Annotated in this window: 25 protein-coding genes; 6 read left to right on the forward strand and 19 right to left on the reverse strand. The window is 62.3% G+C overall.

The window, feature by feature from the left end; all coding sequences use genetic code 11:
• The first annotated feature begins 2 nt into the window (after positions 1–2).
• A complete protein-coding gene (locus AC1PPK_RS08075) occupies positions 3–1,760 on the forward strand; it encodes an MORN repeat-containing protein (protein WP_481117324.1) in 1,758 nt (585 codons plus the stop codon).
• 90 nt (positions 1,761–1,850) lie between these two features.
• Here AC1PPK_RS08075 and AC1PPK_RS08080 read toward each other — a convergent pair whose 3' ends face one another.
• The gene (locus AC1PPK_RS08080; RefSeq protein WP_481117325.1) at positions 1,851–2,726 is read right to left on the reverse strand and encodes a phosphoribulokinase; all 876 of its coding nucleotides are present in this window, start codon (positions 2,724–2,726) and stop codon (positions 1,851–1,853) included.
• Between the two features lie 145 nt (positions 2,727–2,871).
• On the reverse strand, positions 2,872–3,681 hold the full coding sequence (locus AC1PPK_RS08085; protein WP_481117326.1) for an inositol monophosphatase family protein: 810 nt from the start codon (positions 3,679–3,681) through the stop codon (positions 2,872–2,874).
• A 133-nt stretch (positions 3,682–3,814) separates the two neighbouring features.
• Here AC1PPK_RS08085 and AC1PPK_RS08090 point away from each other — a divergent pair, with 133 nt between their 5' ends.
• From AC1PPK_RS08090 to AC1PPK_RS08110, 5 genes are all read left to right on the forward strand, one after another.
• Positions 3,815–4,555: a 16S rRNA (uracil(1498)-N(3))-methyltransferase gene (locus tag AC1PPK_RS08090; protein WP_481118195.1), complete on the forward strand. Its 741-nt coding sequence runs from the start codon at positions 3,815–3,817 to the stop codon at positions 4,553–4,555.
• Positions 4,548–6,035, forward strand: coding sequence for a polyphosphate:AMP phosphotransferase (pap, locus tag AC1PPK_RS08095; RefSeq protein ID WP_481117327.1), 1,488 nt, complete (start codon positions 4,548–4,550; stop codon positions 6,033–6,035). Before AC1PPK_RS08090 ends, pap begins: the two co-directional genes overlap by 8 nt.
• A gap of 54 nt (positions 6,036–6,089) precedes the next feature.
• Positions 6,090–7,439, forward strand: coding sequence for an amino-acid N-acetyltransferase (gene argA, locus AC1PPK_RS08100; protein ID WP_481117328.1), 1,350 nt, complete (start codon positions 6,090–6,092; stop codon positions 7,437–7,439).
• An 11-nt stretch (positions 7,440–7,450) separates the two neighbouring features.
• On the forward strand, positions 7,451–9,124 hold the full coding sequence (locus tag AC1PPK_RS08105) for a sensor domain-containing diguanylate cyclase (protein WP_481117329.1): 1,674 nt from the start codon (positions 7,451–7,453) through the stop codon (positions 9,122–9,124).
• A gap of 64 nt (positions 9,125–9,188) precedes the next feature.
• On the forward strand, positions 9,189–9,461 hold the full coding sequence (locus AC1PPK_RS08110; RefSeq protein WP_374479998.1) for an oxidative damage protection protein: 273 nt from the start codon (positions 9,189–9,191) through the stop codon (positions 9,459–9,461).
• An 8-nt stretch (positions 9,462–9,469) separates the two neighbouring features.
• On the opposite strand, the gene AC1PPK_RS08115 is transcribed toward AC1PPK_RS08110, so the two are convergent.
• The 17 genes from AC1PPK_RS08115 to AC1PPK_RS08195 all read right to left on the reverse strand — a co-directional run bounded on the left by AC1PPK_RS08115 (position 9,470) and on the right by AC1PPK_RS08195 (position 26,626).
• A complete protein-coding gene (locus AC1PPK_RS08115) occupies positions 9,470–9,790 on the reverse strand; it encodes an EscU/YscU/HrcU family type III secretion system export apparatus switch protein (protein WP_481117330.1) in 321 nt (106 codons plus the stop codon).
• The gene (gene fliK, locus AC1PPK_RS08120; protein ID WP_481117331.1) at positions 9,787–11,112 is read right to left on the reverse strand and encodes a flagellar hook-length control protein FliK; all 1,326 of its coding nucleotides are present in this window, start codon (positions 11,110–11,112) and stop codon (positions 9,787–9,789) included. Before fliK ends, AC1PPK_RS08115 begins: the two co-directional genes overlap by 4 nt.
• A gap of 27 nt (positions 11,113–11,139) precedes the next feature.
• Positions 11,140–11,484 (reverse strand): flagellar protein FliT, encoded by a 345-nt coding sequence (locus tag AC1PPK_RS08125; RefSeq protein WP_481117332.1) that lies wholly within the window; start codon positions 11,482–11,484, stop codon positions 11,140–11,142.
• Between the two features lie 19 nt (positions 11,485–11,503).
• Complete coding sequence (fliS, locus tag AC1PPK_RS08130; protein WP_481117333.1) at positions 11,504–11,917, reverse strand: flagellar export chaperone FliS; 414 nt, start codon at positions 11,915–11,917, stop codon at positions 11,504–11,506.
• Between the two features lie 24 nt (positions 11,918–11,941).
• Entirely contained in the window at positions 11,942–13,306 is a 1,365-nt protein-coding gene (gene fliD / locus AC1PPK_RS08135) for a flagellar filament capping protein FliD (RefSeq protein WP_481117334.1), read from the reverse strand.
• Between the two features lie 162 nt (positions 13,307–13,468).
• Entirely contained in the window at positions 13,469–13,852 is a 384-nt protein-coding gene (locus tag AC1PPK_RS08140) for a flagellar protein FlaG (RefSeq protein ID WP_481117335.1), read from the reverse strand.
• Positions 13,853–13,935: 83 nt separating this feature from the next.
• The gene (locus tag AC1PPK_RS08145; RefSeq protein ID WP_481117336.1) at positions 13,936–14,790 is read right to left on the reverse strand and encodes a flagellin N-terminal helical domain-containing protein; all 855 of its coding nucleotides are present in this window, start codon (positions 14,788–14,790) and stop codon (positions 13,936–13,938) included.
• A gap of 293 nt (positions 14,791–15,083) precedes the next feature.
• Positions 15,084–18,650 carry a glycosyltransferase gene (locus AC1PPK_RS08150; protein WP_481117337.1) on the reverse strand — a complete coding sequence of 1,189 codons (3,567 nt, stop codon included), beginning with the start codon at positions 18,648–18,650 and terminating at the stop codon, positions 15,084–15,086.
• A gap of 73 nt (positions 18,651–18,723) precedes the next feature.
• A complete protein-coding gene (locus tag AC1PPK_RS08155) occupies positions 18,724–19,506 on the reverse strand; it encodes a cephalosporin hydroxylase family protein (RefSeq protein WP_481117338.1) in 783 nt (260 codons plus the stop codon).
• Complete coding sequence (locus AC1PPK_RS08160) at positions 19,503–20,153, reverse strand: NeuD/PglB/VioB family sugar acetyltransferase (protein WP_481117339.1); 651 nt, start codon at positions 20,151–20,153, stop codon at positions 19,503–19,505. The genes AC1PPK_RS08155 and AC1PPK_RS08160 overlap by 4 nt, the downstream gene beginning before the upstream one ends.
• 145 nt (positions 20,154–20,298) lie before the next feature.
• Positions 20,299–21,408: a DegT/DnrJ/EryC1/StrS family aminotransferase gene (locus AC1PPK_RS08165; RefSeq protein WP_481117340.1), complete on the reverse strand. Its 1,110-nt coding sequence runs from the start codon at positions 21,406–21,408 to the stop codon at positions 20,299–20,301.
• Positions 21,405–22,628, reverse strand: a complete 1,224-nt coding sequence (locus AC1PPK_RS08170; RefSeq protein WP_481117341.1) for a methyltransferase domain-containing protein — start codon at positions 22,626–22,628, stop codon at positions 21,405–21,407. The genes AC1PPK_RS08165 and AC1PPK_RS08170 overlap by 4 nt, the downstream gene beginning before the upstream one ends.
• Positions 22,625–23,185, reverse strand: coding sequence for a dTDP-4-dehydrorhamnose 3,5-epimerase family protein (locus tag AC1PPK_RS08175; protein WP_481117342.1), 561 nt, complete (start codon positions 23,183–23,185; stop codon positions 22,625–22,627). Before AC1PPK_RS08175 ends, AC1PPK_RS08170 begins: the two co-directional genes overlap by 4 nt.
• Positions 23,182–24,240 carry a CDP-glucose 4,6-dehydratase gene (rfbG, locus tag AC1PPK_RS08180; protein WP_481117343.1) on the reverse strand — a complete coding sequence of 353 codons (1,059 nt, stop codon included), beginning with the start codon at positions 24,238–24,240 and terminating at the stop codon, positions 23,182–23,184. The genes AC1PPK_RS08175 and rfbG overlap by 4 nt, the downstream gene beginning before the upstream one ends.
• Positions 24,237–25,010, reverse strand: coding sequence for a glucose-1-phosphate cytidylyltransferase (gene rfbF, locus AC1PPK_RS08185; protein ID WP_481117344.1), 774 nt, complete (start codon positions 25,008–25,010; stop codon positions 24,237–24,239). The genes rfbG and rfbF overlap by 4 nt, the downstream gene beginning before the upstream one ends.
• Before the next feature lie 35 nt (positions 25,011–25,045).
• A complete protein-coding gene (locus AC1PPK_RS08190; protein ID WP_481117345.1) occupies positions 25,046–25,864 on the reverse strand; it encodes a hypothetical protein in 819 nt (272 codons plus the stop codon).
• A gap of 105 nt (positions 25,865–25,969) precedes the next feature.
• Entirely contained in the window at positions 25,970–26,626 is a 657-nt protein-coding gene (locus AC1PPK_RS08195) for an HAD family hydrolase (RefSeq protein ID WP_481117346.1), read from the reverse strand.
• Positions 26,627–26,664: the final 38 nt, after the last annotated feature.

Raw genomic sequence — 26,664 nt, forward strand, 5'->3', positions numbered from 1 at the left:
TGATGAAAACGATGCATCGTCGCGGGTTGGCCGTGTGTCTGCTCCTTCTTGCTGGAGGGGCTGGCGCCCAGCAGGCCATGCCGGAAGCCTCCGGCGGCATGCCCGAGGCGCCGGGGGGGGCTATGGCGGACTGCCCGGTCTTGCTGCAGGAGGCCGAGGCGCATTTCGAGCAGGGTCACCAGGCGGCTTCAGCCAAGCGCTGGAAGGAGGCGGAGCCGTTGCTGCGCAGCGCCAGTGGCGAATTCCTGAAGGTGGCGGCAGCCTGTCCGACGGTGGCTGCCCAGGCCAACCGGCAAGGGGACCGGGCCGCCACCGAGCTGAAGCTGGTCGAAGCCGCCATCAGCCACCAGAGCGAATGCCTGCCGCGCTTCGACAAGGCACTGGACCTGGATCTCCGCGCCGCTGCGGCCAAGTCGGACAAGGGAGATCCGGCGGAAGTCGAGCGCTTGCTCGCCGAGGGCGAGGCGACGTGGCGGGAGGCGGTGGCGGTGTGCCAGTCGCCGCATCGGGAGAAGGCTGAGAAGAGTCTTGCCGCGACGGTCAAGGTCCGCACCGCCAACGCCGAACTGTTGAGCGCCGGCCCGGCCTGCGATGCGGCCTGGAAGAACGCGACGGCGCTCATCGATTACGCCAAGGGCGCGTGGCGGGACAAGCGCTGGGACGATGCGGCGATGCTCTACGGCAAGGCCGTGATGGCCTGGGAGGGTGCTGCCGACAAGTGTTCCGGCACACGGCAGCAGCAGGCCCAGCGCAAGGTGGAGCAAACCCAGATCGATGCGCACAACGCCGAGTTTTGTGGCCCGCTGTGGGACAGTGCGACGGATCTGAGCCAGCGCGTGAAGAGCGCCGGCAATGGCGTGTCGGCAAACGAGAAGGACCAGTTGTCGATGAAGGCCGAAGTGGCCTGGCGTGATGCGGCCGGCCAGTGTCATGGCAGTCCGCAGAATCTGGCGCGCAGCAACGCGGATGCGCTGGCCCGCGAACGGGGCACGCCGCTGCCGGCGAATGCGCAGGCTTTGTACGGGACGCGCAGGCCGGCACCGGTTGTCGAGCCGGTGGCGGTCAAGACGTCTATGGCGACTGCCGTAACGGCAACTGTGGCTGCAACGGTCCCGGTTGCCAAGGACGCGATCAAGGCGGGAGCCGCAACGACCGCTTTGGTGCCAGCCTCTCCGGCATCGGTTGCCAAAGTGGCCGAAGCGCCGGCAGTGGCCGTCCGCAAGGATGCGCCGACCGAAACCACGCTGGTCGCCGGCGATACCACCTACAAGGGCCATTTCACGATGGACCCGAAGAGCGGCGTGGTGAGCGGCACGGGCACCGTCGAGTGGGCCAATGGCGAGCGCTTCAGCGGCACGTTGGTCGAGGGGCGGCGCCAGGGCAAGGGGCGCTTCAACTGGGTGGGGGGGCAGTGGTACGACGGCGACTGGGCCGACGACCGGGCCGTCGGCTACGGCATCATCCAGTTTCCCGGCGGCAATCGCTATGAAGGTGCGGTGGTGGATGGGGAGCCGGTTGGTCGCGGTACGCTGGTTTTCGCGTCGGGGGATCGCTATACCGGTGACTTCGTGCGTGGCCTCTTTCACGGCCAGGGCAGCTATGCGTGGAAGAATGGCAATCGCTACGATGGTGCGTGGAACCTTGGCAAGAAGCACGGCCGTGGCCGTCTGACCTGGGCGTCCGGTGACGCCTGGGAAGGCGAATTCCGTGATGATCTGAAGACCGAGTCAGGCCAGAGCATCGCAGTAGCCGCGCATTGAGCGGGAAGGCCGGCGCGGTCCAGACTGATTGAGTGGCTCATCGCCCGCAGGGATGATCTTGCGGGAGGCTTGTTGCTCCAAGCCGTCAGTTCACACCCACTGGCGGCGACGTTCCATCAGCTTCCAGATCAGCGGCGTGAGGATCAGCTGCATCGCCAGATCCAGCTTGCCGCCCGGCACCACGATGGTGTTGGCGCGGGACATGAAGCTGTCGTGGATCATGCGCAGGAGGTAGGGGAAGTCCACGCCGCGCGGGTCGCGGAAGCGGATGATCACCATCGACTCATCGGCGGTCGGGATGTCACGGGCGATGAAGGGATTGGATGTATCCACCATCGGCACCCGCTGGAAGTTGATGTGAGTGTGGGAGAACTGCGGCACGATGTAATGCACGTAGTCGTGCATGCGGCGCAGGATGGTCTCCTGCACGGCCTCCAGTGAGTAGCCGCGGGTCTTGGTGTCCCGGTGGATCTTTTGTATCCACTCCAGGTTGGTGATTGGAACGACACCGATCAGCAGGTCCGCGTGCCTGCAGGTATTGACCTTGCCGGTGATCACCGCACCGTGCAGCCCTTCGTAGAACAGGCAGTCGGTGTCCGGCGGCAGCTCTTCCCAGGGCGTGAAGTCGCCCATTTTAAGGCCGCGACGAGCGGCTTCCTCGGCGCTGTGCAGGTAGAAACGACGTTTGCCGCCGCCCGATTCGCCGTAGGTGCGGAACAGCTGCTCCAGGTCCTCGAGCAGGTTGGCTTCCGGCCCGAAGTGGCTGATGCCGCGCTGGCCCTGGCTCTCCGCCTGGATGATGAGGTCGCGGATCTCCTCCCGTGTGTAGCGGTGGAAGCTGTCGCCCTCGATGACTGCGGCATTGACTTTTTCCCGCCAGAAGATGCCTTCGAATGTGTGCTTCACCGTGGTCGTGCCGGCACCTGACGAGCCGGTCACCACGATGATCGGGTGCTTCATGGACATGGGTTGCTCTCGAAAGTGAATGGTTTTGGCACAGGGCACGGGGGCATGGCCTGTGCCAAAAGCGCTCAGTTTCCGGAGTGAAGCTTAATCCTGCGGTGTTGCAGCAAAAACCGGGCCGTCCTTGTCGGATGGCCCGGGGCGCGGCTCAGGAGTGGGTATTGAGCCAGCCCCGCCACTGGTCGAACAGAGCCGGGCTGGCGGCGGCGATCACCGAGCGCTTGATGGCCGGGCCCGCGGTCAGCGGCGTGCCGCCGAGGGTGCTGTAGCAGCCGCCGGCCTCTTCGAGGATCAGCCGGCCGGCAGCGTAGTCCCACAGCATCTGGCCGCCGTGGAGATAGACGTCCAGGCGGCCGGCGGCCACGTAGCACCATTCGAGGGCGCTGGAGCCGAAGTTGCGCTGGGAGTAGTACGGTGGGCGGACGGCCAGCTCGTCGCCGAGGTGGTGGCTGATGCGCTTGAAGTCCACGCCGGCTACCGCATCCTTGAGGCGGGTGGTCGGGCTGCGCAGCGGCAGCGACACGTCGTTGAGCCACGCGCCGGCACCACGGCCCGCGTAGAAGGCTTCGTCGGTGACCGGGTTATACACCACGCCGAGCTGGGTCTTGTGATTGACCAGATAGGCCACTGCCACGCCGAAGAAGGGGATGCCGTTGGCGAAATTGGTGGTGCCGTCGATCGGGTCGATGACCCACAGGCCGTCCACGCCGGCCTGCCACACGCGCCCCTGCTCCTCGGCGGTCATCTCCTCGCCGAGCACTGGGGCCGGGATGAGCTGCGGCAGGCGCTCGACGAGGGCGGCTTGGGAGGCCAGGTCGGCTTCCGTGAGCACGCTGCCGTCGGCCTTGTGTTCACGCACGGCACGCAGGTAGCGGGGCAGGATCGTCTCGCTGGCCATCTGGCGGACCAAGGCGGCCAGGGAGCGGGCGAGTTCGAGGCGTTGGGCACTGGTGGTCATCGGGCGGCCCGTCGAGTGGTGAGGGTGCAACTACCTGGGAAAGCAGGTCGTGCAATGATCGGAAGCGTGGGGAGACGGATCGGCATTTTGTTTCAATCCCGTTTAAACACGCGGTTTTGCGGATAATAGCATGATGAATCCGCGCTTCTTCTGCCCCGACGGGCTCGCTCCCGACAGCGACATGTCTTTACCTGCCGACGTTGCCCATCACGCCGAGCGCGTGTTGCGGCTGAGTGTCGGTGATGAAATCGTGCTCTTCGACGGCCGCGGCGGCGAATGCGCTGCAACACTGCGAGCCCTTGGCAAGCAGGCCGTGGCCCGCCTCGGTCCACGCCTGGATGTGGAGCGGGAATCGTTGCTGGCGATCACGCTGGTGCAGGCGCTGGCGAGTGGTGACAAGATGGACTGGATCGTGCAGAAGGCGGTGGAACTGGGGGCGGTGGCGGTGCAGCCGGTGGCGGCCGAGCGTTCGGTGTTGAAACTGTCCGGCGACCGGGCCGCCAAGCGGGTGGCGCACTGGCAGCAGGTGGCTGTCTCGGCCTGCGAGCAGTCGGGGCGCAACCGGGTGCCGCAGATCGCCGAGATTCTGCCCCTCAACAAATACCTGGCGCAGCAAGTGGAAGGACGTCGGCTGATCCTGGCGCCGGGGGCGGCAGGGGCGCTGGCCCGCAAGTCCCGTCCTTCCGGGCCTTTGCATGTGCTGATCGGCCCGGAGGGGGGCTGGTCGCCAACCGAGCTGGCGCAGGCCGAACGAGCCGGCTGCGAGCCGCTGGCGCTGGGGCCGCGAGTCTTCCGTACCGAGACCGCTGGACTGGCGGCGTTGGCTGCCTTGCAGACCCTGTGGGGTGATTTTACGGGAGAGGGCGATGTTTGAATCCGCCGAGCTGGGCCACAAGCTGTCGAAAGCCGACTACGAGTCGATCGAACCGCAACTGCGCACCGATCTGCTGGACGTGCAGTTCGAGTTGCTGGAGAGCAAGGGCTTTGCCGCAGTGATCCTGATCAACGGCATTGATGGCGCCGGGCGTGGCGAAACCGTCAATCTCCTCAACGAGTGGATGGACCCGCGCCACATCGAGGTGCATGCCTTCGACAAGCCCACCGACGAGGAGCGCGAGCGCCCCTTCCTGTGGCGCTTCTGGCGTGCGTTACCGCCGCGCGGCAAGATCGGCGTGCTGTTCGGCAACTGGTATTCCGAGGCCATCGGCGACCGCGCATTCGGGCGTATCAAGAAGGCGCGCCTCGACCAGCAGCTGGCCGAGTTCAACCGCTTCGAGGCGATGTTGACCGCCGAGGGCGTGCTGTTGGTCAAGTTCTGGTTCCATCTGTCCAAACAGGCCCAGAAGAAGCGGTTGAAGGCGTTGGAGGCGAATCCGGAAACCCGCTGGCGGGTACGGGACAGCGACTGGCAGGTCTACGAGGAATACGACCGCTACAAGGACGTGGCGGAGCACGTGCTGCGCCAGACCAGCACTGGCATCGCGCCTTGGGTGATCGTGGACGGCTCGGATCCGCAATACCGTGCGGTACAGGTCGGACGGACGCTGGTGGACGGCCTGCGCCGTCGCTGTGAGCACGCCAAGCGGGGCTATCGGGCCCGCCAGACGGCGGCGCCGCTGGCTGCGCCGGTGGATGAACGGAACCTGCTGAATGCGCTGGTGCTCAACCAGCCGCTGGACAAGAAAGACTACGACAAGCAGCTGGAAAGGCTGCAGGGGCGGCTGGCCCTCGCTGTGCGCAGCGAGGCCTTCGCGAACCGAAGCCTGGTGTTGGTGTTCGAAGGCATGGATGCGGCGGGCAAGGGCGGGGCGATCCGCCGGGTCACCCAGGCCCTTGATACGCGCCAGTACCACATTACGCCGATTGCCGCGCCGAGCGAGGAGGAGCGGGCCCAGCCTTACCTGTGGCGCTTCTGGCGCCATCTGCCGCGGCAGGGCCGGGTCGCGATCTTTGATCGCTCCTGGTACGGCCGGGTGCTCGTGGAGCGCGTCGAGGGTTTCTGCTCGGAGGCGGACTGGATGCGCGCCTATGCGGAGATCAATGATTTCGAGGACCAGCTCGTGTCTGCGGGGGCCATCGTCGTGAAATTCTGGCTATCGGTCAGTGACGAGGAACAGCTGCGGCGCTTCAAGGCCCGTGAGGAGCAGGCCTTCAAGCGTTACAAGCTGACCGAGGAGGACTGGCGGAACCGGGAAAAATGGCCGCTCTACGAACCCGCCGTATGCGACATGATCGATCGCACGAGTACGGAAAATGCAGGCTGGACTCTGGTCGAAGCAGATAATAAATATTACGCTAGGGTAAAAGTGCTGCAGACCCTGGTGGACAAGCTGGAGGTTGCATTGCAGAAATGAAAGAAGTGCAAAATAAAACGTTGCGTTGCTCAACCCCGATGGGCTGGAGTGTCCGTGAATTCCCCTGATACCGTTTCCGCAGAGCGTGCCGAGCAGCTCTCCCAGCGTTTCGTCGCCTGGGTGCGCGCGGCGGCACCCTACATCCATGCCTTCCGCGGCAAGACTTTCGTGCTGGGCTTCGGTGGCGAGGTGGCGGGAGCCCACCTGGTCGAGAAGCTGGCTTACGACTGCAATCTGCTGGCGGCGCTGGGTATCCGGCTGGTGCTCGTGCATGGCGCGCGTCCGCAGATTGAGGCCGAGTTGCTCCGGCGTGGTCTGACTCCCCGTTATCACAAGGGCTTGCGCGTCACCGACGCGGAGGCTCTGGAGTGCGTCAAGGCGGCTGTGGCGGTGACGCGTCTGGAGGTCGAGGCGCAGCTCTCTCAAGGTTTGCCGAACACCCCGATGGCCGGCAGCTACATGCGTGTGACCGGCGGCAATTTTGTCACCGCCAAGCCGGTCGGCGTCGTCGATGGCGTGGATTACGGCTTCACTGGTGCGGTGCGCAAGGTGATCGCTGAGGAGATCGCCGCAGACCTCGATCAGCAGAACGTGGTGTTGATGTCGTCCCTCGGGGTGTCGCCAGCCGGCGAGATCTTCAACATGAGCATGGAAGCGGTAGCCGAAGCCGTGGCGATCGCCCTTAAGGCCGAAAAGTTGATCTACCTGTGCGATGCGCCCGGTCTGCTCGATGTGAAGGGCGGGCTCATTGAGGCCATCACTGCCGATGATGCGGAGGCCATGCTGAACGCCGGTGAAGGGCTGACCGAGGATCTCGACCTGTACCTGCCTTGCGCGATCCGTGCGGTGCGCCAGGGGGTTGGGCGGGCGCACCTGATCGACCGGGACAAGGACGGCGGCCTGTTGCTGGAGTTCTTCACGCCCCAGGGCGTGGGCACTGTGCTGACCCGCGACCCCCTGTTCCGTCTGCGCGAGGCGACCATCGAGGACGTGGGGGCGCTGGGCAGCGTGATCGCGCCGATGGAAGCCGACGGTACGCTGGTGCGGCGCAGCCGCGAGAGGCTGGAGCAGGAGATCGAACGCTTCACGGTTGTCGAGTACGACGGTGTGCTGGTGGGGTGTGCAGCGTTGTATCCCTTCACGGACGAACGCGCGGCCGAGATGGCTTGTGTTGCCGTGGTGCCGGAGCATCGGCGCGCGGGGCTGGGTGAAATGCTGTTGCGCCGGATCGAGATGCGCTCGCGCGCGCTTGGCGTTGAGCGCTTGTTCGTGCTGACGACGCGGACTGCGGACTGGTTCCGTGAGCGGGGCTTCCACGAGGCGCCTCCGGCCGAGTTGCCGCGACCGAAACTTGAAATGTACGACGTCAGCCGCCGCTCCAAGGTTTTCATGAAGGCCCTGTGACAATGCGGTCGATGCCGCGGATCGAGCTTCGAATCCGTCCTTTGCAGGGACTGCGGCCTGCCCCGCATTGGCTGGCACTCATGCTGGGCATGGCAGCATTGCCTGTGTATGCGGCGCTGCCGCCGGGCATGGAGTCGCCGGTGGTGACCTTGACCGCGGGGCTGGCGACGATGGCCGGTGTGGCGGGAGCGTATCTATTCTTGCGGCGTCAGCGTCCGACCCGGCCAGAGAGGACCGTATCGCCAGTGGAACAAGGTGACGTCAATGCCTGGTCCTGTGCCGGCACCGGGGGCGCGCTGCCGGCACCGCTCGATGGTGGAACACGCTATTTCCTGGAAGCGGCGAGTGCCGATCGTGGCATAGAAGGCTGGTTCAACGCGGAAGGTTCCCTTTTCTGGATCAACGGAGCGATCGAGAAGGCCACGGGCTACAGCATCCATGAGGTTCTCGCGGGGGGCTTCATCGACCGGCTCGTTTACGACCGGGATCAGCGTTACTGCCGGGATCAGTTTGCCCAGGCCCTGGAAGGGGAGGCATCCACCGAATTTGAATTGCGACTGGTGACGAAGGATGGGAGAACCGTCTGGATGCTCGGCCGCTGGCAGCAGATCCGCAACGATGAAGGGCGGTTGTTAGGGGTGCGGGCGACGTTGAACGACATCCAGGCACGCAAGGAAGCCGAGTACAAACTGCTGGAGTCGGTTGCCGCGCTACGCCGTGCCCAGGCTCTTTCAGAACACTATCTCCGGCGCAGCAATGAAGAACGCTCCCGTCTGTCTGCCCTGCTGGACGTGGTGCGCGTAGGCATTCTGTTCATGGATGCGGATCGGCGGGTGGTTTACTGCAATCGTGCGCTCCACGACATCTGGGGATTGGCGCCGGGTGAGACTTTTGTCGGGGTGCGCGATGTCGTATTGCAGCAACACGTGATGGAGCGGATTGCGGACCCGACGGGCTATCAGCGGCATCTTGCCGATGTGCTGAGCAACCGGGAGCCGAGCGAGCCCTTCGAGATCCGCTTCCTTGACGGCCGTATCGTGACCGATTTTTCGCGTGTGGTGCCTGGGCCGGACGGAACCCGGCCCATCGGTCGCATCTGGGTCTTCGAAGACGTCACCGAGCAGCGCAAGGTGGCGGGGCAATTGATGCGTCTGGCGGAGCGTGATCCGCTGACCAATATCTACAACCGGCGGCGCTTCCATGAGGAACTGGAGCGCATGCTGGCCGATGGTTGCCGTCATGCGGAGGATGTCGGTTTGCTGTCCATCGATCTGGATGGCTTCAAGCCGGTCAACGATAATTTCGGCCATCAGGCTGGCGACCGGGTGCTGATTGGCTTGGCTACTGCAGTGGTCGCGGTGGTGCGCCGCAACGAGATGTTCTTCCGGATGGGGGGCGACGAGTTCGCGATCCTGGTGCCATCGGGTACGAAGACGGAACTGACCGAACTGGCGCGCCGGGTGTGTGCCTGCATTGCAGCTCTGCGCTTCGACTGTGGAGCCGAAAGCGTTGGTGTGACGGCCAGTGTCGGCATTGCAATCAGCTCCGACTGCGGAAACCATGGAGAGTCCTTGATCGGTGCGGCTGATCGGGCAATGTACGTGGCCAAGTCCCGTGGGGGCAATGGATGGGCATTTGCCGAAAGTGATGAGGAGCGACTGGATCGCTCTGGCGCGGCGGGCTAGAATCTTGCTATCCCATGGGCGGCAGCGGTGCTGCTCCAGAATCCCAATCGAGAGGTGAAGAAACATGGCACGGATGGTCAACTGTGTGAAGCTCGGCCGAGAGGCTGAAGGTCTGGATCTGCCGCCGATTCCCGGCGAACTTGGCAAGAAGGTCTTCGAGAACGTTTCGAAGGAAGGCTGGCAGCAGTGGGTCAAGCATCAGACCATGCTGATCAACGAAAACCGTTTGAACCTGATGGATGCGCGTGCGCGAAAGTATTTGGCCGAACAGATGGAACGCTATTTCTTCGGTGGCGGTGCCGATCAGATCGGCGGCTATGTGCCGCCCAAGTCCTGAGTCGCGCTTCAGTTTTGTACGGCCCCGGATTTCGGGGCCGTAGTCTTTTGGGCGCCTTGTTCGAGGCTGTATAGCCAGGCCAGCAACTCGGCGACCGCCACGTAGAGTTCGGGCGGAATACGGGCGTCCAGGTCCACCTGCATCAAGAGTGCGACGAGTTCGGGGGATTCATGCACATAGACCCCTGCTTCCTTGGCGCGGGCGATGATCTCTGCCGCGATCAGGCCGCGCCCCTTGGCCACCACCGTGGGTGCTGCCGATGTGTTGGCGTTGTAGGCCAGTGCGACAGCTTCGGCCCGCACTTCCGAGGGCGCTTCGGGGCGGTTCATTGCCTGCCTCTGAGTTCGGCAACCAGCCCGGTGAGCGGTACGTTCGCGGCTGCGAGCGAGTCGGAGAGGCGCGACTCCCCGGACTGCAGCGCTTCGCGGGTGGTGTTGTCGTCGGCGAGCAGACGCACCGCCACGCCGGCTGGGGTCAAGTGCAGGCGGGCCTCGATCCCACCGAGGCTGGGGAGGGTCAACCGGAGGGTGGAGTTCCAGTAGGGCTCGGGCTGTTGATCATCGCTGTCGCGTGCATCGCGGGACGGGTCTTCGATTTCCCATTCCATCATCTGCCCGGGCCAGATCTGCCCCTGCCAGACGGCCTGGTGGGTGGCAAGGGCGTCCAGTTGTTGATGCACGATGGGCAGCAGCTTCTCGGCAATCGGTGCGGCATTGTCGGTTTTGCCACCGGAAAGGATTGCACTGGCCTGATTGCTGGATGCGTTCTCAGTGCTTCGCCTGTCTTGTGGCTCCAAGGCACCATCACGTCGAGTTGCATTGGCGGCCTGATTGCTCGTTGCGTCCTCAGTGCTTCGCCTTCCTTGTGGTTCCACAGCACCATCACGTCGAGTTCCGCTGGCCTCCTCACTGGCCTCCTGATTGATGGCTGCGTCCTGAGTGCCCTTCAAGAGCGCTTCCCAGGGGGAGGGTAGAACCATCCCTGGAGGCTGCAGGTCCGACGGGGAGGGACTGGAGGCTTGGGGGGGGCTGGCGGTGGGGGCCTGGACCTGGTGTGTTGCCGGCAGGCTGCCCTGAGGCTCCTTGCGCAAGGTCGCCGTGTCCAATTGCCCGGATAGCCAGCGCGCCTGATGGGCCTCGTAGAACAGACCGCTTTCCGTAACCGCCATGCCGAGTTTGCCAGCCAACTGGCTTGCGGCTGCCGGCGTTTGTGGTGCGGCCGGCACCAGGGGCTGGCCACCGTTGAGGCTGGCGCTGGGGACCGCCGGCTGGCCGGTCAGCAGGACGCTGATCAGTTTTCCGGTCTGGCTGAGGGCTGCCTGGCTTGATGTGGCTGTTTCGCCCGTCGGCTGGGCCAGGCTGGCCATGATCGCCTGAGGTGTGACCTTGTTGACGATGAGTTCGAGGGTGTCCCCCGCTTTGACCGATTGGGGGATGGACAGGATGACTTCACGTCCGTCGATGCGGGCGTGGTAGGTGTTGTCCTGGGCGGCAGCCTGGAGGCTTGCCGTGATGCGCTGCCCCGGCGTGAAGTCGGGCATGACCGAGGTGACGGCTCGTACTCGAGCCGTCGGGGCGACAGTTGGCTCGCCGGAGAAAAAACTCACCTCCGAGAGCATCCGTAGGCGGGAGGCGAGGTCGCCTGGAATCATGGTGAGATCACCTGCCAGCCCGTGCCCTTACGTCTGATCGGGGTCGCCGTAGGTCCTGCGCACGTTCCGTTCCCTTGTGCCTCCGGACAGCAACTGGCGTACGTTGTCCATCCAGGGTTCGGTGTGTACGCGTACTTCCTTGTCGTCATCAAGGATGCGGCGAATCAGCGCCACTTTTTTCTGGCGTTCTTCCTCGGGCATGCGTTTCTGACGGCCCGGAAATGCAAGGGCTTCCTCGACGCCAAGGCGGTCGCGCAGGGATGCCACCTGCCGTTCGAGGCGTGAGAGACGATCCCAGTCGTTGGCGCGGGCTGCATCGACCATCTCGGTCGAGTAGGTGCTCATTTGTTCCAGCAGGGCAAGGGAACTCATGCAAATATCTCCGGCAGTCTTAACGGTTGGCCTGGTCGGGGGTGCCGATTTCTTCCCAGGCGCCTTTCAGTTCGGAAAGCAGCTTCGCGACTTCATCGAGGGCCGGCTTGCTGTTGTGCAGGTTGGCGTAGAGGAGTCGCTGCATCATGTACTCATACAGGGCGCCCAGGCGTTCTGCAAGATCTCCCCCCGCTTCGTAATCGAGACTGACCTTGAGGCCGTTGCCGATGATTTCGATCGCATGAGAGATGGCCTTGCCTTTGGCGGGAACGTTTTGCGTCTCAAGGGCGGCCGTAGCTGTCCCGATCTGCAGAAGGGCGCCTTCGAACAGCATCAGGATCAGCTTGTGCGGATCGGCAGTGGAAACCCCTGTTTCGAAACCGACTTCGCTGTAGGCTGCGGCGGCACGACGGGCGGCGAGGCCGAACGACATCTTGTTCTCCGGTTGGGTGTTTTCTTAGAGTTTTGCTAGTTGTTGGGTCAGGTAGGTACTCGTTGTGTTCATGCTCGTCATGGTGGTGTCCAGGGCAGTGAACTGAGCACGGTAAGTTTGTTCGATGATGGTCAGCCGGTTGTTGAGCGCAGTGATTTGTTTGCCAATGCTGGTGACGCTCGCATTCAAGCCGTTCGTGCGGCTGGCAATGACGCCGGTGGTGCCTAGCAGGTTGGTCGTTGTGGTTTTCAACGCACTGCCATAGGCGCTGATGGCCGATGCGACTGCCGAAAAATTGGTGCTGGCTGCTTTGTCGAATTTGGTACTGTCAAGTTGAAGACTGCCATCCGACTGGAATGATATCCCCAGCGAGCTGAGCGTTTTGTACGCATTGCTCGACAAGCTGCTGGGCGTGCTGGTCAATGCGGCCCTGACTTGGGATTGAACGCTGCGCAGAGACGAGTCGCCATTGAGAACGGCGCCCGTCTTGGATGTGGCGTCGTAGGCTCCAAGGCTCTTGATCGATGAATTCAGGCTGTTGTAGGCATTGACGAAGGCCGTGAGCTTGCTCTTCAAGGCCGAGGTGTCCCGTGTCAGTGTCAGGCTGGTCGAGCCTTCTTTGGCTAGCGTCAAGGTGACGCCATCAATGGCGTCTGATACGGTATTGCCGTTGGCTTTTACGGTGATGCCCTGGATCTGGACGATGGCATCGGTAGCTTGGGTTTCCGTGAAATCGCTATTGCTGACGGAGGCCGCGGCGCCCTTGAACGCGACCGTTCCGCCCAATGTAATTGCATTCGCCGTTCCGGCCTGATCTGCCGTGAGCTGGAGATGCTGTACTCCATTGCTGTCCGTAACCGTGCTGGCGCTCACGCCAGCACCGGCGTTGTTGATCGCATCGCGCAGGGCGCTCAGAGTGTTCTGGCTCTTGTCCAGCGTGATGGTGACGGCTGCGTTGCTGCCTTGTTGGATCGTCAGCGTGCGCGTGTCATCACTGCCAAAGTCCAATGCCTGATCGCCGGATTGAAATGTCGCGTTGAGCGCCAAGGTCTGGCTGCTACCCAGTTTAGTGACGTTGACGGAGTAGGTGCCCGTGACCGCGGAACTGGTGGTGGTGGCCGAAGCTATCGTCGAATCGGCAACTGTTGCATTGAAAGAGGCAAAAGCTGCCGTCGGACTTTGCAAAGTTGCCGGTGTCAGGGCGCTGGCAGCTGATTGCAGAGAGGAAAGAGCACTCTTGAGGGTGCCGAGCGCCGAAATTTTCGACTGGTAGCTGCTTTGCTGGGTCTGGAGTTGGGTAAGGGGCTGTCGCTCAACATTCATCAACCCCGTGACGATGGATTCGACGTTTAGCCCCGACCCGATGCCGGCGGATGAAAGGGTTGCCATGGCACTCCTCCGTGTTACGGTGTTCCTGCTGGATTTGCTTACGGCCGATGCTTGAGAAACTTGAGTGCATCAGCGGACAGCCAATTCATCAGCATAAACCGTGCCTATCTTTGATGCTGCATAAAAAAACAAACCCACCGGGTGGTGGGTACTGGAGGCGGATCAAACTTTTTGCTTGACCAGCAGACCTTGTAGTTTGTCCAGCGCCTTGGCGATGGCCAGTACTTCTTCTGACGGTATCTGGCGCAACACCTTCTTGGATTCGGTATCGACAACCTTTACTACGGTTGTTCCGGTGTCTTTGTCGATAGAAAACTGCAGACTTTGAGCGGTTTGCTTGATGACGTCCTGAATCTGGTTGACCGCTTGGGCTAGTTGATCCGGGGTCAGTTGCGTGGCTTTGTCTGCCTCAGTGACGCTCTTTGCCGCAGAGGTTTCGCCGCTTGATGGGGTGGCATCTGCCTGACGGCTGCCGTCCACCGCGGTGAGCGGTTTGGCTGGCGTGGTGTATTGCATCGCGCCCGAACCGACGGGTTGAATGCTCATGATCATCTCCCATTTGTGCAGAAAGCGCCGCTCCCTTTACGGTGCGGCGCCTGCTGCGGCGAAATTTAAAAGCTTGAAGCGGCTTAGCGCAGGAGGGACAGCACGTTGTTGGGCATGCTGTTGGCCTGTGCCACCATGGCCGTACCAGCTTGTTGCAGGATCTGGCCGCGGGTCATGTTAGCGGTTTCCTGGGCGAAGTCGGCATCCATGATTCGGCCGCGCGAGGACTTCGAGTTTTCAGATGCAACCTGCAAAGTCTGAACGACGGAGCTGAAGCGGTTTTGGACGGCGCCCCATTGGCCGCGTGCATTGTTGACAGTGGTCAGCGCCTGGTCAATGGCGTCGATGGCCGCCGCCGCGCCAGCACTGGTCGAGCCGGAGATGTAGGCAGCGGTCATTGCACCGGCGGAAGTCGCCCCGGCGAACTGGCCCGTAGCCAACTCGATGTTGGCGCTGGAAACCGTGATCTGATCGGTGGTTGCAGTGCCTGCGCCAACTTGGAAACTGAAGTCCGAGGTGCCGCTCAGGATGCTCTGACCGTTGAAGGACGTGCCGCTCATGACACGCGAGATTTCCTGGTTCAGCTGCTGGAATTCTGCGTCGAGGTTGGCACGGTCGCCGCTCGTATAGGTGCCGTTGGCCGACTGCACGGCCAGCTCACGCATCCGCTGCAGGTTGTCCGTGATGGCTTGCATCGCGCTTTCAGCCGTCTGTGCCATGGACACGCCGTCGTTCGCATTGCGGATCGCGACGTCAAAGCCCTTGGCTTGCGAGTTCATGCGGTCCGCAATCGCCAAACCTGCCGCGTCATCGGCAGCGCTGTTGATGCGCAGACCCGACGACAGCCGTTGCACTGACTTGGCAAGGCCTGCCTGGGACATGGACAGGTTGCGCTGGGCATTCAGCGACATCGAGTTGGTGTTGATTGTGGCAGCCATGATGGTTCTCCTTAATTCCGTTCAAGATAAGCGTTTCGGCTTAACTTTGGTTCGCCTTGCCCGGTCTGTGTAAGGCAACCGCCGTTGAATTCATTAACGGAGTCGACCGCGAGGACTTTAGAGATTTGTTCATTTTTTTGTAGGGAATGATCTTACAAAACTTGATCCCAACTCTCCGTGTCTCTTGATAGCGGCGCGGTTTATCAAAGCTTTAGGGCGATTTTCAGGGCGCCAGCGAACCAGCCGTTTCTCCGGATTGTTTGCTGGCCGGGGTGGGCTGGTCCAGGACACCGTCAAGGCCCGTACGCTGCAAACCAGCTACCGACATGATTCTCCAGAATGAATCCGCTATGGACCCATTTCTGCAAGGCGAGCCCTGCTTCGCGTAGTGCCGCAGGCTCGGCGAGTTGTTCCCGGATTGTGGCGATCCACTTTTGCGCGTCGTTGGGCAGGCGAGTGACGGGGGCATTTTGGTAGGGATAGATGTCAGTGCAGATCACCGGCCAGCCCATGGCTCCATATTCAAGAAGGCGCAGGTTGCTCTTGGCTTCATTGAAAGGGTTGATGTCCAGTGGCGCGATGGCGAGGTCGAGATCGAGTCGGGCCAGTGCTTTCGGGTAGGCCTGAAAATCGCGTTCGAAGTCGTGATACTCATGGATGAAAGGCCTCAGCTGGGTGGGGCACATGCCCATGAAGATCCAGTCCACTTCATCGGCGAGGGCTTCCACTACGGCGTAGATCAGTTCGAGGTCCCCTTGATGCTGTTGGGCGCCGGCCCAGCCGACCCGGGGTTTCACGCGCGGCCGGCGCGGCGGCTCGACGCCCCCCCAATGTGACCACTCCAGGCAGTTGGGCATGATCCGGATGTCCTCGATCATGTCGGCCCACGAGTCGGCCAGTGGTTGCGTGCTGACGACCAGGCGATCGACCTGGGAGAGATTCTTGCGCAGGCGGAAACGTCCATCTTTGTAACCCGATTTGTAGGACGGATGCTTTCTGGGCAGGTCGGTGACGAGGTCGTCGATGGTGAGGATCTGTCGTAGTTTGGGCAGGTAACGGGAGTACCGCTCCAGCGCGTCGCTTTGGCCGGCATCCAGCGGTTGGTGGAGGATCAGGACGTCGGGAGCGGCCCGGGCCAGTTCGATAGGCGAGAGAATCCGGGTCGTGAAGGCCTGGGGAGATTCGCAGATCATCGTCTGGGCCAGTCCGGCATGACTGATTGCGCGTAGCGGGGCACGCAAGCGGTATTCGCCCGCGCCGCCGGAGACCGGGGCGGCCAGGATGCGCGGTCGGTCGTGAAATTGGATATCCCAGTCGATGGGGGCCACATGCTCCGGCTTGAAAGGGTCGAGCAGACTCAGGTGGCGGTTGTAAGCAGGGTCGTGTGAAAGTTGAGGCAGCCAGCGCTGGAGCAGGGTCTCGTTGGCCTGCTGGGTGACTAGCAGGTCAGCCAGTTTGTTCTCGAGCTTCTGCTGGCGGGCCTGGACGGAAACGCCACCGTAATGAACCAGGGCGGCATAGGGGGTCCAGACGACCTTGTAGGCCTTCTCTCCGGCCCGCAGGCACAGATCGAGTGCTCCATGGATGACGGGGAAGTCCGCGGCATTGATGCCGCCCAGTTGATCGAACACTTCTTTGCGAACCAGCAAGGCCGAGCCGCTGGCTGCGCTGACGTTCTGATCGCACAGGGCGCGGCCCATGTAGCCGGGGTCGGTCAGCTCCAACTGGTTGAACGGGTTGCCCACCGGAGCATTGAATCCCAGAATCCACGCCCCCTGTTGTACCTTGGCGGTTTCAGGGTAGGTAAGGCGTGGCGCTACGATGGCGACCTCGGGTCGCTGGGCGATGGCCATCAGCCGGTCCAGCCAGTCGTCCTGGACGATATGCAGGTCGTTATCAAGGAACAGCAGATAGTCCCCGCGGGCTGCCCCAGCACCGGTGTTGGCGCTGTGGGCCCAGTTGAAATCACCCGGAAGGGGGAGGATGCGGCAGTCTTGTTTATCGGCTAGGCTGGACAGGTAACGGCAGGTGTCCGGATCGGTGCTGCCATTGTCGATGACGATGATCTCGAAGTTCGGGTAGTGGGTCCGCTCCCGGAGGCTGTCGAGCAGGGGCCGTAGATATTCTTCCCGGTCGCGGGTCGGAATGATGATGCTGACCAGGGGCTGGGTATCCCAGAGGTAATGAACCCGGCGGGTGCCGAAGAGCGCTCCGTCCAGTACCTCTGCCTTGAGTTCGCGGCGCAGCAGATGCTCGGTGAGTGCTACCTTTTCGGTCTCAGGCTGCATGGCGCGCCGGGAGGTGCGCGGCAGATGGGCCAGTACGTGGTCGATATGGCCGATGCTTGCCTCACCGTTTTGGTCGAGGATACGCAGCGTCAGGTCGTAGTTTTCGGCGCCCCGATGCTCGCCGTAGCGCCCGGCCGAAAGAAATGCCTGTTTCTCGGTGAGCACGAAGCTGCCGAAATAAGCCTGGGCACGCAACAGATCCAGATTCAGATCGGGCTTGAAGAGCGGTTCCGTGTAGCTGCCATCCGTTTCGCGGGTGTCTTCGTCGCAGTAGATCAGACGCCATTCTGGCCTGGCGTTGATATCGTCGGCCACGATCTGCAGGGCTTGCGGCTCAAGGGTCAGGCCGGGCTCGATGCGGGCCAGCCAGGTTCCCGGGGAGGCTGCGGCCATTTCGTCGATCACGTAATCGATATGTGCGACGTCGCGTAGCGCCAGCCACTGGATGTTCGGGATCTCGGTGAGTCCTTCCGGTGTGTCGATGCCGGTGACCACGGTGAGCAGCCACTCCGGATACAACTGTGCGGCGAGGCTGTCGATCGTGTCGGCCAGTAAGGATTCCTCGCCAGGATGAAGCGCCATCAGCAGGTGAATGCCCGGCCGTTGATGCCATTTGAGCGTCATGCGCTCGGCGAGTAGCTCGGCATCGATCTCCCGCATCGAGGTGCGCGAACGCCATAGGGCATAACGCTTGTCATCGCTGGCTGTCTTGGGGAGCTTGTCGGAACCGGAGGTGGAGACGGATTGCCCCACGGTGGGGGTTCGCAGGTAGTTGGGGTCGGAGCAGAGGGCCAGCGCGTCGGTGAGCGACGCAGCCTTCACGCTGCCAGGCATGTACCGGGGGTAGAAACGGGTGGCCTCGAATTCGGGAAATTTCTCGCAGAAGCGCTTTTCGTAGCGTTGCCAATCGCCTCCGTCGGGGGCGGAGGTGCTTCCACTGACGAGCAGCAATTCCTTCATGACCCCGACGCGAAGCCCGGCTCGATGGCAGCGATAGGTGAAGTCGATATCGTATAGTTGGGCGCCGTCGAAGGCGTTGCTGTCGAACCTTACGCGTGCGAAGACTTCCTTTTTGGCGGCGATGAATACGCCGTCAAGGGCCTGGACCTCGATGTGAAGGACATCGCCGGTATCGTAGTAGGTGACCGAGAATGGCGCATCCGCCTTCCCTACCGGGCCTTGAATCAACAGACCGGCCAGATTGGCGGCGCCGCTGTCGAGCCAGTGCGTCGCCTTCAGGGCGGTGGGCCCGGCGACGCCGATCAGGTCGAATTCCTGCAAGCCCTTGTGCAGAACGTCGTCCAGTGCGTCCTGGCACAGGATGTCGATGTCGTCCTGGCAAAGTACGATGGTTTCGAAACGGGCTTGCGCGACGCCTCGGGTGTAACCCTCGGCAAGGCATTTCGCATCACTGATGCGCAGGATTTCGTTGTCCGAGGTGCAGATTTCGCCAATGCGGCGACTGATATACGCAAACTTTTCGTCATCGGTCGAGCAGATGACGAAGCTGACATTGCGATCTGTCGGCACCGGCAGGCGACCGGAGGTTCGGGAGGGAAGCGCGTTGTCCATGATGTGGGCGGGGAAACAATGTCTGCGGAAAGTGAGGCCGCGGGTACTTGCTGCGAATCCGGGGGCGTAGTTGTCAGGAGATCCGTTTCAGGTAGCCGTCCGGTGCCACGGTGAGTACGAGCTTCTGATGAATGCTTCGATCGACCTCGAATTCCGGGTGCGTTTTCAGGTATTCGTGGACGGCAGTCTTGGGGTTGTCGCCAGGGCCCCAGGGGCGATCCGGAAACATGGATTTGGGCATGTCCTCGATGATCGTGTCGAAGACCACGCAATAGCTGCCCTTGCTGGCAAGGGCAGCATAGGCATTCAGCTCGGCCAGAACGTGCTCATGGGTGTGATTGCTGTCGAGGCATACGAGGATACGCTCATGCGTCGCGGCAATCGCCCTGACCTGCTCGATGACCGCGGATGAGGTGCTTGAGCCTTCGATCATCCGGATACGGGAGTACATGGGGTGGGCTTCGATGGCGGCTCTGTTGTGAGCCCTGATGTCGATGTCCACACCGAGTACTTCGCGACGGGAATTGCGTGGATCGAGCGTCTGTCCGGATTCGATGGCATCGGACAGGTCGAGAAGTGCCAGCATGGAGGCACTGAAAACAAGCGATCCGCCATGGGCGATGCCGGTCTCGATGATCAGGTCGGGTTTGACCGACCAGATCAGCTCCTGCATGGCAACGATGTCTTGCGGATATTGGATGATGGGACGGCCGAGCCAGCGGAAATTGTAGGTGTATTTACTCGCCGCGCTACGATTGACCCACTGGCTGGTCATGTCGTGAAGGAGATCATCGCTGGATAAAGCCGCGATGTTCTCCACGACCTCTTCCTGAAACTGCTCGCTCAAATTCTTCAATTCATTTCTCCTTCATTGATTCTTATGATCTTGGCGGGGTTTCCAACGACGACTGCAAAATCCGGAACGTCTTTGGTCACGACCGAGCCTGCACCGATAGTTGCCCATCGGCCGATCTTGATGCGCGGCAGGATCGTTGCGTTGGTGCCGATGAAGGTGCCGTCCCCTATGGAGCAGCACCCGGAAACGCTGACGGCGTGGGCAATGAATACGGATTGTCCGATTTTCGATTCGTGCCCGATGACGGCGCCCATATGGATGCTGCTGTTGTCGCCGACCTCCACTTCCGCCTGAAGAATCACGGATTCCTGCAGGTATAGGCCGACCCCGATTTTGGTCATCGTCAAATCAATGTTCGGATGGATCAGGTTGGTCAATTTCCCGCCTGCGGCCAGAATCTCCAATGTGGTTTGATGGCGTACCTTGGTACTGCCGGTGATCAGATTCACGAAGCCGACATCGTCACCTTTCAGGGACTCGACCAGTTCCAGTCCGCCCAGAACGGGAATTCCAAAGAAGTCCGTCCCTTTCTTTGTCTGGTCATTGTCAAGCATCCCTGCAAAATGGACGTTTGGAGTAGCCCGTTGAACCGCTCTCACCATGCGGATGGTTTCTGGATTTGCAGCGCCCAGCATATATATCTTCATGGCGTCTTGACCTTTGCAGAGTGTTGAACAGAAGGGTGTCGCGTCGCAGTACTCGTGGTCTTTCCCGGATGGCAGGTGCAGGTTGGTGCGGACTTCAGGTGAACGGTATTTCTCCCATGATCCTGAGCCCCGTTGCCGGTGCCACCTATTTGTCCAGGCAACTCAGGATGACCGCCGTGACCCGCTCTTGATCGGAGACGGTCATGTCATGGTAGCTGGGCAGATTGATCGCTCGCGCCGGAATGTCGAAGGCGTTCGTGTTGCAGCGGCGTTCCTCAAAGGGTGGCAGGCTGGAGAGCGGATGGAAGAACACCCGGGCATCGATGTGGTCTGCCGCAAATGCACTTTGCAGCTGTTCGCGTGTGACCCCCGTTTCGGGGGCGAAGACGACCGTGGGCATCCAGGCGCCGTTGATGGTCCCTTCTGGCTCTGGATTCATGGCAAGCCCTGCGTGGGCAGACAGGGTGTTACGGTAATCCGCAAGAATCTGGCGTTTGCGCGTTGTCAGTTCATCGATGCGCTGCATCTGGCCGTAGCCGATGGCCGCCTGAAGGTTCGACATCTTGTATTTGAACCCGACCACCTCCGGCCAGAATTGCCGGCTTTGATTTCTCGCTCGCCCGTGATTGCTGAGGGTGAGGACGTGCTCGTAGAGTTCCGGGTCATTGGTGACGAACATGCCGCCTTCTCCGGTGGTGAGCGTCTTGGTGCCATGGAACGAGAAGGCACCGAAGCGGCCCATCGAACCGGCCCGTTGGTCACGATAGACCGAGCCGATGGCCTCGGCGGCATCCTCGATGACGGGAATCCCGTGTTTCTCGCCGATGGCGAGCAGCCGCGCCATGTCGCACAGATTGCCGTAGAGATGGACGGCGACGATGGCCTTGGTGCGTGGGGTGATGGCCTGTTCGACCTTTTCCGGGTCGAGGCACCAGGAGTCGGGCAGGATGTCGACGAAGACCGGATGTGCCCCCAGATGAACGATCGGGGCCGCGCTGGCGATCCAGTTCGTGTCGGCGAGGATGACCTCATCGCCCGGGCCGATGCCGAGTGCCGCCATGCCCATGTGGAGGGCCCCGGTGCAGCTCGAGGTAGCGATTGCATACTTGACGCCCAGGTGGGACTTGAAGGCGTCTTCGAAGCGCTGGATGTACTCATAGCACCGTTCGCCCCAGCCATTGGCCGCCGCATCGGTGGCATAGCCGATTTCCAGTTCGGTGATGGATGGCTTGGTGTAGTGAATGCGGGCGCTCATGTGATTTCCAGGTGCGGAACTGCCGTGACGAATTGCGTTCCCCGGGCGGCGAGAGGGCGGTTTTGGGCTTTGACTTCCGTCGCGATGTTCCACGGCAGGATGATGAGGAAGTCGAGTTCGCAGTCGCGCAGGCTGTCGGGGGACAGGATGGGGATATGGCTGCCCGGCAGGAATTTGCCCTGTTTGGCCTGGGCTGCGTCGCACACGAAGGGCAACAGGTCGGGCTTGATGCCGGCGTAATTGAGCAGGGTGTTGCCCTTGGCCGCTGCGCCGTAGGCGGCGAGTTTGCGGCCGGCGCGTTTCTGTTCGATCAGGAAGCCGAGGAAGTCGTCCTTGATGCGGTTGGCCCGTGTCTGGAAGTCACGATAGACCGTCAGGCTGCGCAGGCCACGTCGTTCTTCTTCGGCGAGCAGGGCGGAGACGGCTGGTGATGTCGGGAGCGGAGCGTCGGCGTGGCAGGCGAAGATCCGCAGGCTGCCGCCATGGGTAGAGAGCTCTTCGACGTCATAAATGCGCAGACCGGCTGCCTGCAGGATGCGCTGCGTGGTGTAGAGGGACAGGTAGGAGAAGTGCTCGTGATAGACGGTGTCGAACTGCACGTGCTCGATCAGGCGCATCAGGTGAGGGAATTCGAGAGTGATGGTGCCGTTCGGCCGGAGTGCCGTCTTGAGTCCACGGGCGAAATCGTTGATGTCCGGCACATGGGCGAACACGTTGTTGCCGGCGATCAGGTCCGCCTGTTGCCCCGAGGCGGCGAGTTGCCCGGCCAGGCGGGAGTCGAAGAAGTCGCGCAGGACCGGGATGCCGAGCGCCTCGGCGGCGGCGGCCGTGCTGGCGGTCGGTTCGATCCCCAGGCAGGGGATACCGGCGGCAACGAAGTTCCTGAGCAGGTAGCCGTCGTTGGAGGCGATCTCGATGACCAGGCTGTCGCGGTCGAGGCGCAACCGGCGGGTCATGGCCTCCGCGTAGCGTGCGGCGTGGGCCAGCCAGCCGCTGGACGTGCTGGAGAAGTACGCATACTGTTCATCGAACAGTTCGCTGCTGTCGGTGTAATCCTCGGTCTGGACCAGCCAGCACTCGTCGCAGACGCGGGTGCGGAGCGGATAGTATTTCTCCGGGCGCGTCAGATCGGCCGTCGTCAGGTAGGCATTGGACGGGGGCGCGAAGCCGAGGTCGAGAAAGATATGGGTCAGCGGTGAGGCGCAGTGACGGCATTTCATGGCTTGATCCCAGCAAATCCTTCGGTCAGTGGCAGATGGCCTTGGTCTCTCGCCGAAAGCTCGGTGATTGGCATTGGCCAGGAAATCGCCAGTCGCGGATCTTCCGCGTGGAGGCCATCTTCCGCGGCAGGGGCATAGGCGGCCGAGTGGCAATACAGCATTTCGACATCGTCGCTCAGGGTCTGGAAGCCGTGGGCAAAGCCCTCGGGCAGCAGCAGCGCCCGGCCGTTGTCAGCCGAGAGCTTTTCCGCATGCCAGTTCAGGAAGCTTGCCGAGCCGTGGCGCAGATCCACCGCCACGTCCCACACCTCGCCGCGGATGCAGCGGACGAGCTTCATCTCGGCGTGGGGCGGGTGCTGGAAATGGAGTCCGCGCACGGTGCCGCGCCGGGCCGTGTAGGTGTGGTTGATCTGTGCTATCGGTTTGCTCCAGCCGGCGTCCAGCAATTCCTCCGCGCAGAAGAGGCGCTCGAGGAAACCGCGCTTATCGCCGATGCGCTGCGCTTCGATGAGCGTCAGTCCGCCCAGCGGCAGGGGCGTTATCGTCAGCCGGTTCATGCAGCCGCCTCCCATGCGGCAATGTCGGCGGTACATAGCGCTCTCGTATCGGCGCCGTCGCGTTGGGCGCGGTACCAGGCCATCGTGTGCCGGACGGCGTCGTCGATGTGCCAGTGCGGCCGGAAGCCGAGAAGCCTTTGGGCCTTGGCCGAGTCCAGGCTCAGCAGGCCGGCTTCATGAGGGCCGGCTGGGCTTTCACCGTAGCGGACGTCCCCGTCGGCGTAGGCCTTCCGAGCGAGTTCGATCACGTCGCGCACACTCGCGATATCCGCGGTTGCGGGGCCGAAGTTGTAGGCGCCGGCCAGTTCGGGGCGATCCCAGAGATGCTGGGCCAGGGCCAGATAACCGGCGAGGGCGTCGAGGACATGCTGCCAGGGGCGGACGGCGTCGGGGTTGCGGATGTAGAGTGTCTGCCCGGTCTGCCAGGCGCGCACGGCATCGGGAAGCAGGCGATCTTCCGACCAGTCGCCGCCGCCGATCACGTTGCCGGCGCGCGCGCTTGCGACCGCCGTGCCGTGTGCCCGCAGGAACGCGTCGCGGTAACTGGCGATGACCAGTTCGCTGGCGGCCTTGCTGGCGCTGTAGGGGTCATGCCCGCCGAGGGCATCGATCTCCCGGTAGGGCCATGGCCATTCCTCGTTGCGATAGACCTTGTCCGTCGTGACCATCACCGCGACGAGCAGTCCGTCGACCTGGCGAAGGGCGTCCAGGAGGTGAGCCGTTCCGAGCACGTTGCTCGAGAAGGTCGCGATGGGATCCCGGTAGCTGGCGCGTACCAGTGGCTGGGCTGCCAGGTGGAAAACGATCTCGGGCCTGGCTTCGTGGACCAAAGCGGCAAGGGCCGCCGCATCGCGGATGTCGCAGAAGCGGCTGCGGCCGCGTCGCTCACCGCCATTGAGCGCGAACAGGCTGGGTTCCGTCGCGGGGGGCAGGCTGATGCCCGTGAGCTCCGCACCGAGTCGCTCCAGCCACAGGGCCAGCCAGCTGCCCTTGAAACCGCTGTGGCCGGTCAGCAGGACCCGCTTGCCGCGCCAGAAGTCTGGCCTGGGAATCACGACCAGACCTTCCAGGGCGCCTTGCCGGAAAGCCAGAGATCTTCCAGAAAATTTTTGTCGCGCAGGGTGTCCATCGGATGCCAGAAGCCGCGGTGTTCGAAGGCCATCATTTCACCGTCCTGGGCCAGTTGGGTCAGAGGGGCGCCTTCCCAACTGCACTGGTCGTTGTCGATGTAGTCGAGACACTTTGGCGAGAGCACGAAGAAGCCGCCATTGATGAGACCTCCGTCGCCGCGGGGCTTCTCGATGAAGCTCGTGACCTGATTGCCATTGCACTCCAGGGCGCCGTACCGGCCGGGCGGTAGCACCGCTGTCACGGTGGCGAGCTTGCCGTGCAGGCGATGGAAGTCGATGGAGGCCTGGATGTCGAGGTCGCTGACCCCATCGCCGTAGGTGAAGCAGAAGGCTTCGTCGTCCTTGACGTAGTCGGCCACGCGTTTCAGGCGACCGCCGGTGAGGGTGTCTTCCCCCGTATCGATCAGGGTCACCCGCCAGGGCTCCGCTTTCTTGTGATGCACTTCCATGCGGTTCTCTGCCATGTCGAAGGTGACGTCCGACATGTAAAGAAAATAGTTGGCGAAATACTCCTTGATCACATAGCCCTTGTAGCCGCAGCAGATGACGAATTCATTGACCCCGTGGGCGGCATAGATTTTCATGATATGCCAGAGAATCGGCTTGCCGCCGATGTCGATCATCGGCTTTGGTTTGAGGTGGGTTTCCTCGGAAATGCGTGTGCCCAAGCCGCCGGCAAGAATGACTGCCTTCATGGATGGTCCTTGATCAAAATCCTGCGCGAGGTGAATCAGGTGTTTGTAGTGCTGGCGGCGTAGGTGCGTCCGTCTTCAATGATGCAGGTCATGTGGCCGAAGACCTCCGGCGGTGTGCCCTTGGGGTAACGACGGTTCAATTCGCGCATCAGCAGGAAGGAGCCCAGCCGTTCGGATAGGAAGCCCACTGCACGGATTTGATAGATGTTGTAGCCGCGGATGCGGCTCCCGTAAGTCTCCAGGAATGTTTTTCCCAGTGTGCTCAGCGCACTCAATGTTTCGCCAAGCCACTGGCGGGGATAGATCCCCAGTTCGCAGCCGCCCGGGATGATGACCTGTTCCCTGACGAAGTCGGCAGCCGCTGCCTTGTCGAGGATCCCGTTATTGATCGCGAGTGAAGTGTAGTCGAGCAGATCGACCAGCTCGTGGACCAGCGCATATTGATGGAAGAGTCCGGTCGGAAAGTGCCGGGGCTGGGCGAGGAGGAATTCATGCTCGCCGGTGGGACTCATTTCCGATGCATCCAGGGGTTCGGCTTCATGGCGTTCCATTTCCCGCATCGTCGGGTAGCTCTCGGAAGGGCGGCCGAGCGGACGACGAAGGATGGCTTTGCGATAGGAACAGATCCCCACCAACTGGTATTCCGGAGGCAGTTGTTCCAGGGCGCGGGGCAGTGCATAGGAGCCCGCTGCGCCGAAGGAGAGGCTCCGGTTCTTGTGCCAGAAGTTGTGCAGCCGGCTGATGTGCAAGGGGCTTTCTTCTTCGTATTCGCCCAGGGCAATGGCATCGTCGAACCAGTAGGGGGGGAGCATTGGTTCTGCGTGCGAAATGCAGTAGCGGGTGATGGGCTTCATGTCCTGGCGGGCTGTCGGCGGGTGAGGGCTGTGGGTTTTGTTACGGCACAAGGGCTGCCTGCTTTAATCGGCGGCGTGGCCGGGGTTCAGGAGGTACCTGTCCGCTCAATCGAGCGTGAGCCCGACAAGCATCCTGGCGGGGGACGCCGCGCAACGCCAATGGGATTGTAGTGCTTCAGGTGACAGACTCCCGTAGCCCCAGGTGGCTGCGACGAAGGGCAAGCCGTTCGCATCCGCCGATTCGCCGTCCTCGCTGCGGTCGCCGATGTAGATGGCGTTCTCTTTTGGCAGCGCGTGGTCGGCCAGCAGGCGGGCGATCATCGCGGCCTTGGTGGGCAGGCGCGGTTCGAAGAGATCCAGCGCGTAGATGTGGTCGAAGTAGTCGAGCCAGCCCAGGTGGGCGAGGATCAGGCGGGTGGGATGGATGCGCTTGTTGGTGGCGATGGATAGGGACAGGCCGGCGTCCTTCAGGGCCTTGAGCATGTCGCCGACGCCGGCATAGGCGGCGGTCTGCTTGTAACCTTCGCTGTCGTAGCTGGCCTTGAAGCCGTCGGCGAGGCGGGCGATCAGCGCCGCGTCAGTGCTGCCGCTCAGCAACTGCAGGGTTTCCAGCAGCGGCGGTCCGATGATGCTCTCGTCGATGGCGACGACGGGTTTCACCCCGGCGTGGGAGAAGGCGTCGCGGAAGCTGGCCAGGATCGCCGGTGCGGAGTCGATGAGCGTGCCGTCGAGGTCGAACAGGATGTGGGTATAGCGGGGCATGGACGTGATTGCGTGATGAGCGGCAAGGACCCGGGATT

It is taken from the genome of Zoogloea sp. JDB1 (assembly GCF_056724025.1).

Excerpts from the sequence above, each read along its gene's own strand:
- AC1PPK_RS08075 (WP_481117324.1), top strand. The coding sequence starts at position 3 with ATGAAAACGATGCATCGTCGCGGGTTGGCCGTGTGTCTGCTCCTTCTT.
- AC1PPK_RS08080 (WP_481117325.1), bottom strand. The coding sequence starts at position 2,726 with ATGTCCATGAAGCACCCGATCATCGTGGTGACCGGCTCGTCAGGTGCC.
- AC1PPK_RS08085 (WP_481117326.1), bottom strand. The coding sequence starts at position 3,681 with ATGACCACCAGTGCCCAACGCCTCGAACTCGCCCGCTCCCTGGCCGCC.
- AC1PPK_RS08090 (WP_481118195.1), top strand. The coding sequence starts at position 3,815 with ATGAATCCGCGCTTCTTCTGCCCCGACGGGCTCGCTCCCGACAGCGAC.
- pap (WP_481117327.1), top strand. The coding sequence starts at position 4,548 with ATGTTTGAATCCGCCGAGCTGGGCCACAAGCTGTCGAAAGCCGACTAC.
- AC1PPK_RS08105 (WP_481117329.1), top strand. The coding sequence starts at position 7,451 with ATGCCGCGGATCGAGCTTCGAATCCGTCCTTTGCAGGGACTGCGGCCT.
- AC1PPK_RS08110 (WP_374479998.1), top strand. The coding sequence starts at position 9,189 with ATGGCACGGATGGTCAACTGTGTGAAGCTCGGCCGAGAGGCTGAAGGT.
- AC1PPK_RS08115 (WP_481117330.1), bottom strand. The coding sequence starts at position 9,790 with ATGAACCGCCCCGAAGCGCCCTCGGAAGTGCGGGCCGAAGCTGTCGCA.
- fliK (WP_481117331.1), bottom strand. The coding sequence starts at position 11,112 with ATGATTCCAGGCGACCTCGCCTCCCGCCTACGGATGCTCTCGGAGGTG.
- AC1PPK_RS08125 (WP_481117332.1), bottom strand. The coding sequence starts at position 11,484 with ATGAGTTCCCTTGCCCTGCTGGAACAAATGAGCACCTACTCGACCGAG.
- fliS (WP_481117333.1), bottom strand. The coding sequence starts at position 11,917 with ATGTCGTTCGGCCTCGCCGCCCGTCGTGCCGCCGCAGCCTACAGCGAA.
- fliD (WP_481117334.1), bottom strand. The coding sequence starts at position 13,306 with ATGGCAACCCTTTCATCCGCCGGCATCGGGTCGGGGCTAAACGTCGAA.
- AC1PPK_RS08140 (WP_481117335.1), bottom strand. The coding sequence starts at position 13,852 with ATGAGCATTCAACCCGTCGGTTCGGGCGCGATGCAATACACCACGCCA.
- AC1PPK_RS08145 (WP_481117336.1), bottom strand. The coding sequence starts at position 14,790 with ATGGCTGCCACAATCAACACCAACTCGATGTCGCTGAATGCCCAGCGC.
- AC1PPK_RS08150 (WP_481117337.1), bottom strand. The coding sequence starts at position 18,650 with ATGGACAACGCGCTTCCCTCCCGAACCTCCGGTCGCCTGCCGGTGCCG.
- AC1PPK_RS08160 (WP_481117339.1), bottom strand. The coding sequence starts at position 20,153 with ATGAAGATATATATGCTGGGCGCTGCAAATCCAGAAACCATCCGCATG.
- AC1PPK_RS08165 (WP_481117340.1), bottom strand. The coding sequence starts at position 21,408 with ATGAGCGCCCGCATTCACTACACCAAGCCATCCATCACCGAACTGGAA.
- AC1PPK_RS08170 (WP_481117341.1), bottom strand. The coding sequence starts at position 22,628 with ATGAAATGCCGTCACTGCGCCTCACCGCTGACCCATATCTTTCTCGAC.
- AC1PPK_RS08175 (WP_481117342.1), bottom strand. The coding sequence starts at position 23,185 with ATGAACCGGCTGACGATAACGCCCCTGCCGCTGGGCGGACTGACGCTC.
- rfbF (WP_481117344.1), bottom strand. The coding sequence starts at position 25,010 with ATGAAGGCAGTCATTCTTGCCGGCGGCTTGGGCACACGCATTTCCGAG.
- AC1PPK_RS08190 (WP_481117345.1), bottom strand. The coding sequence starts at position 25,864 with ATGAAGCCCATCACCCGCTACTGCATTTCGCACGCAGAACCAATGCTC.
- AC1PPK_RS08195 (WP_481117346.1), bottom strand. The coding sequence starts at position 26,626 with ATGCCCCGCTATACCCACATCCTGTTCGACCTCGACGGCACGCTCATC.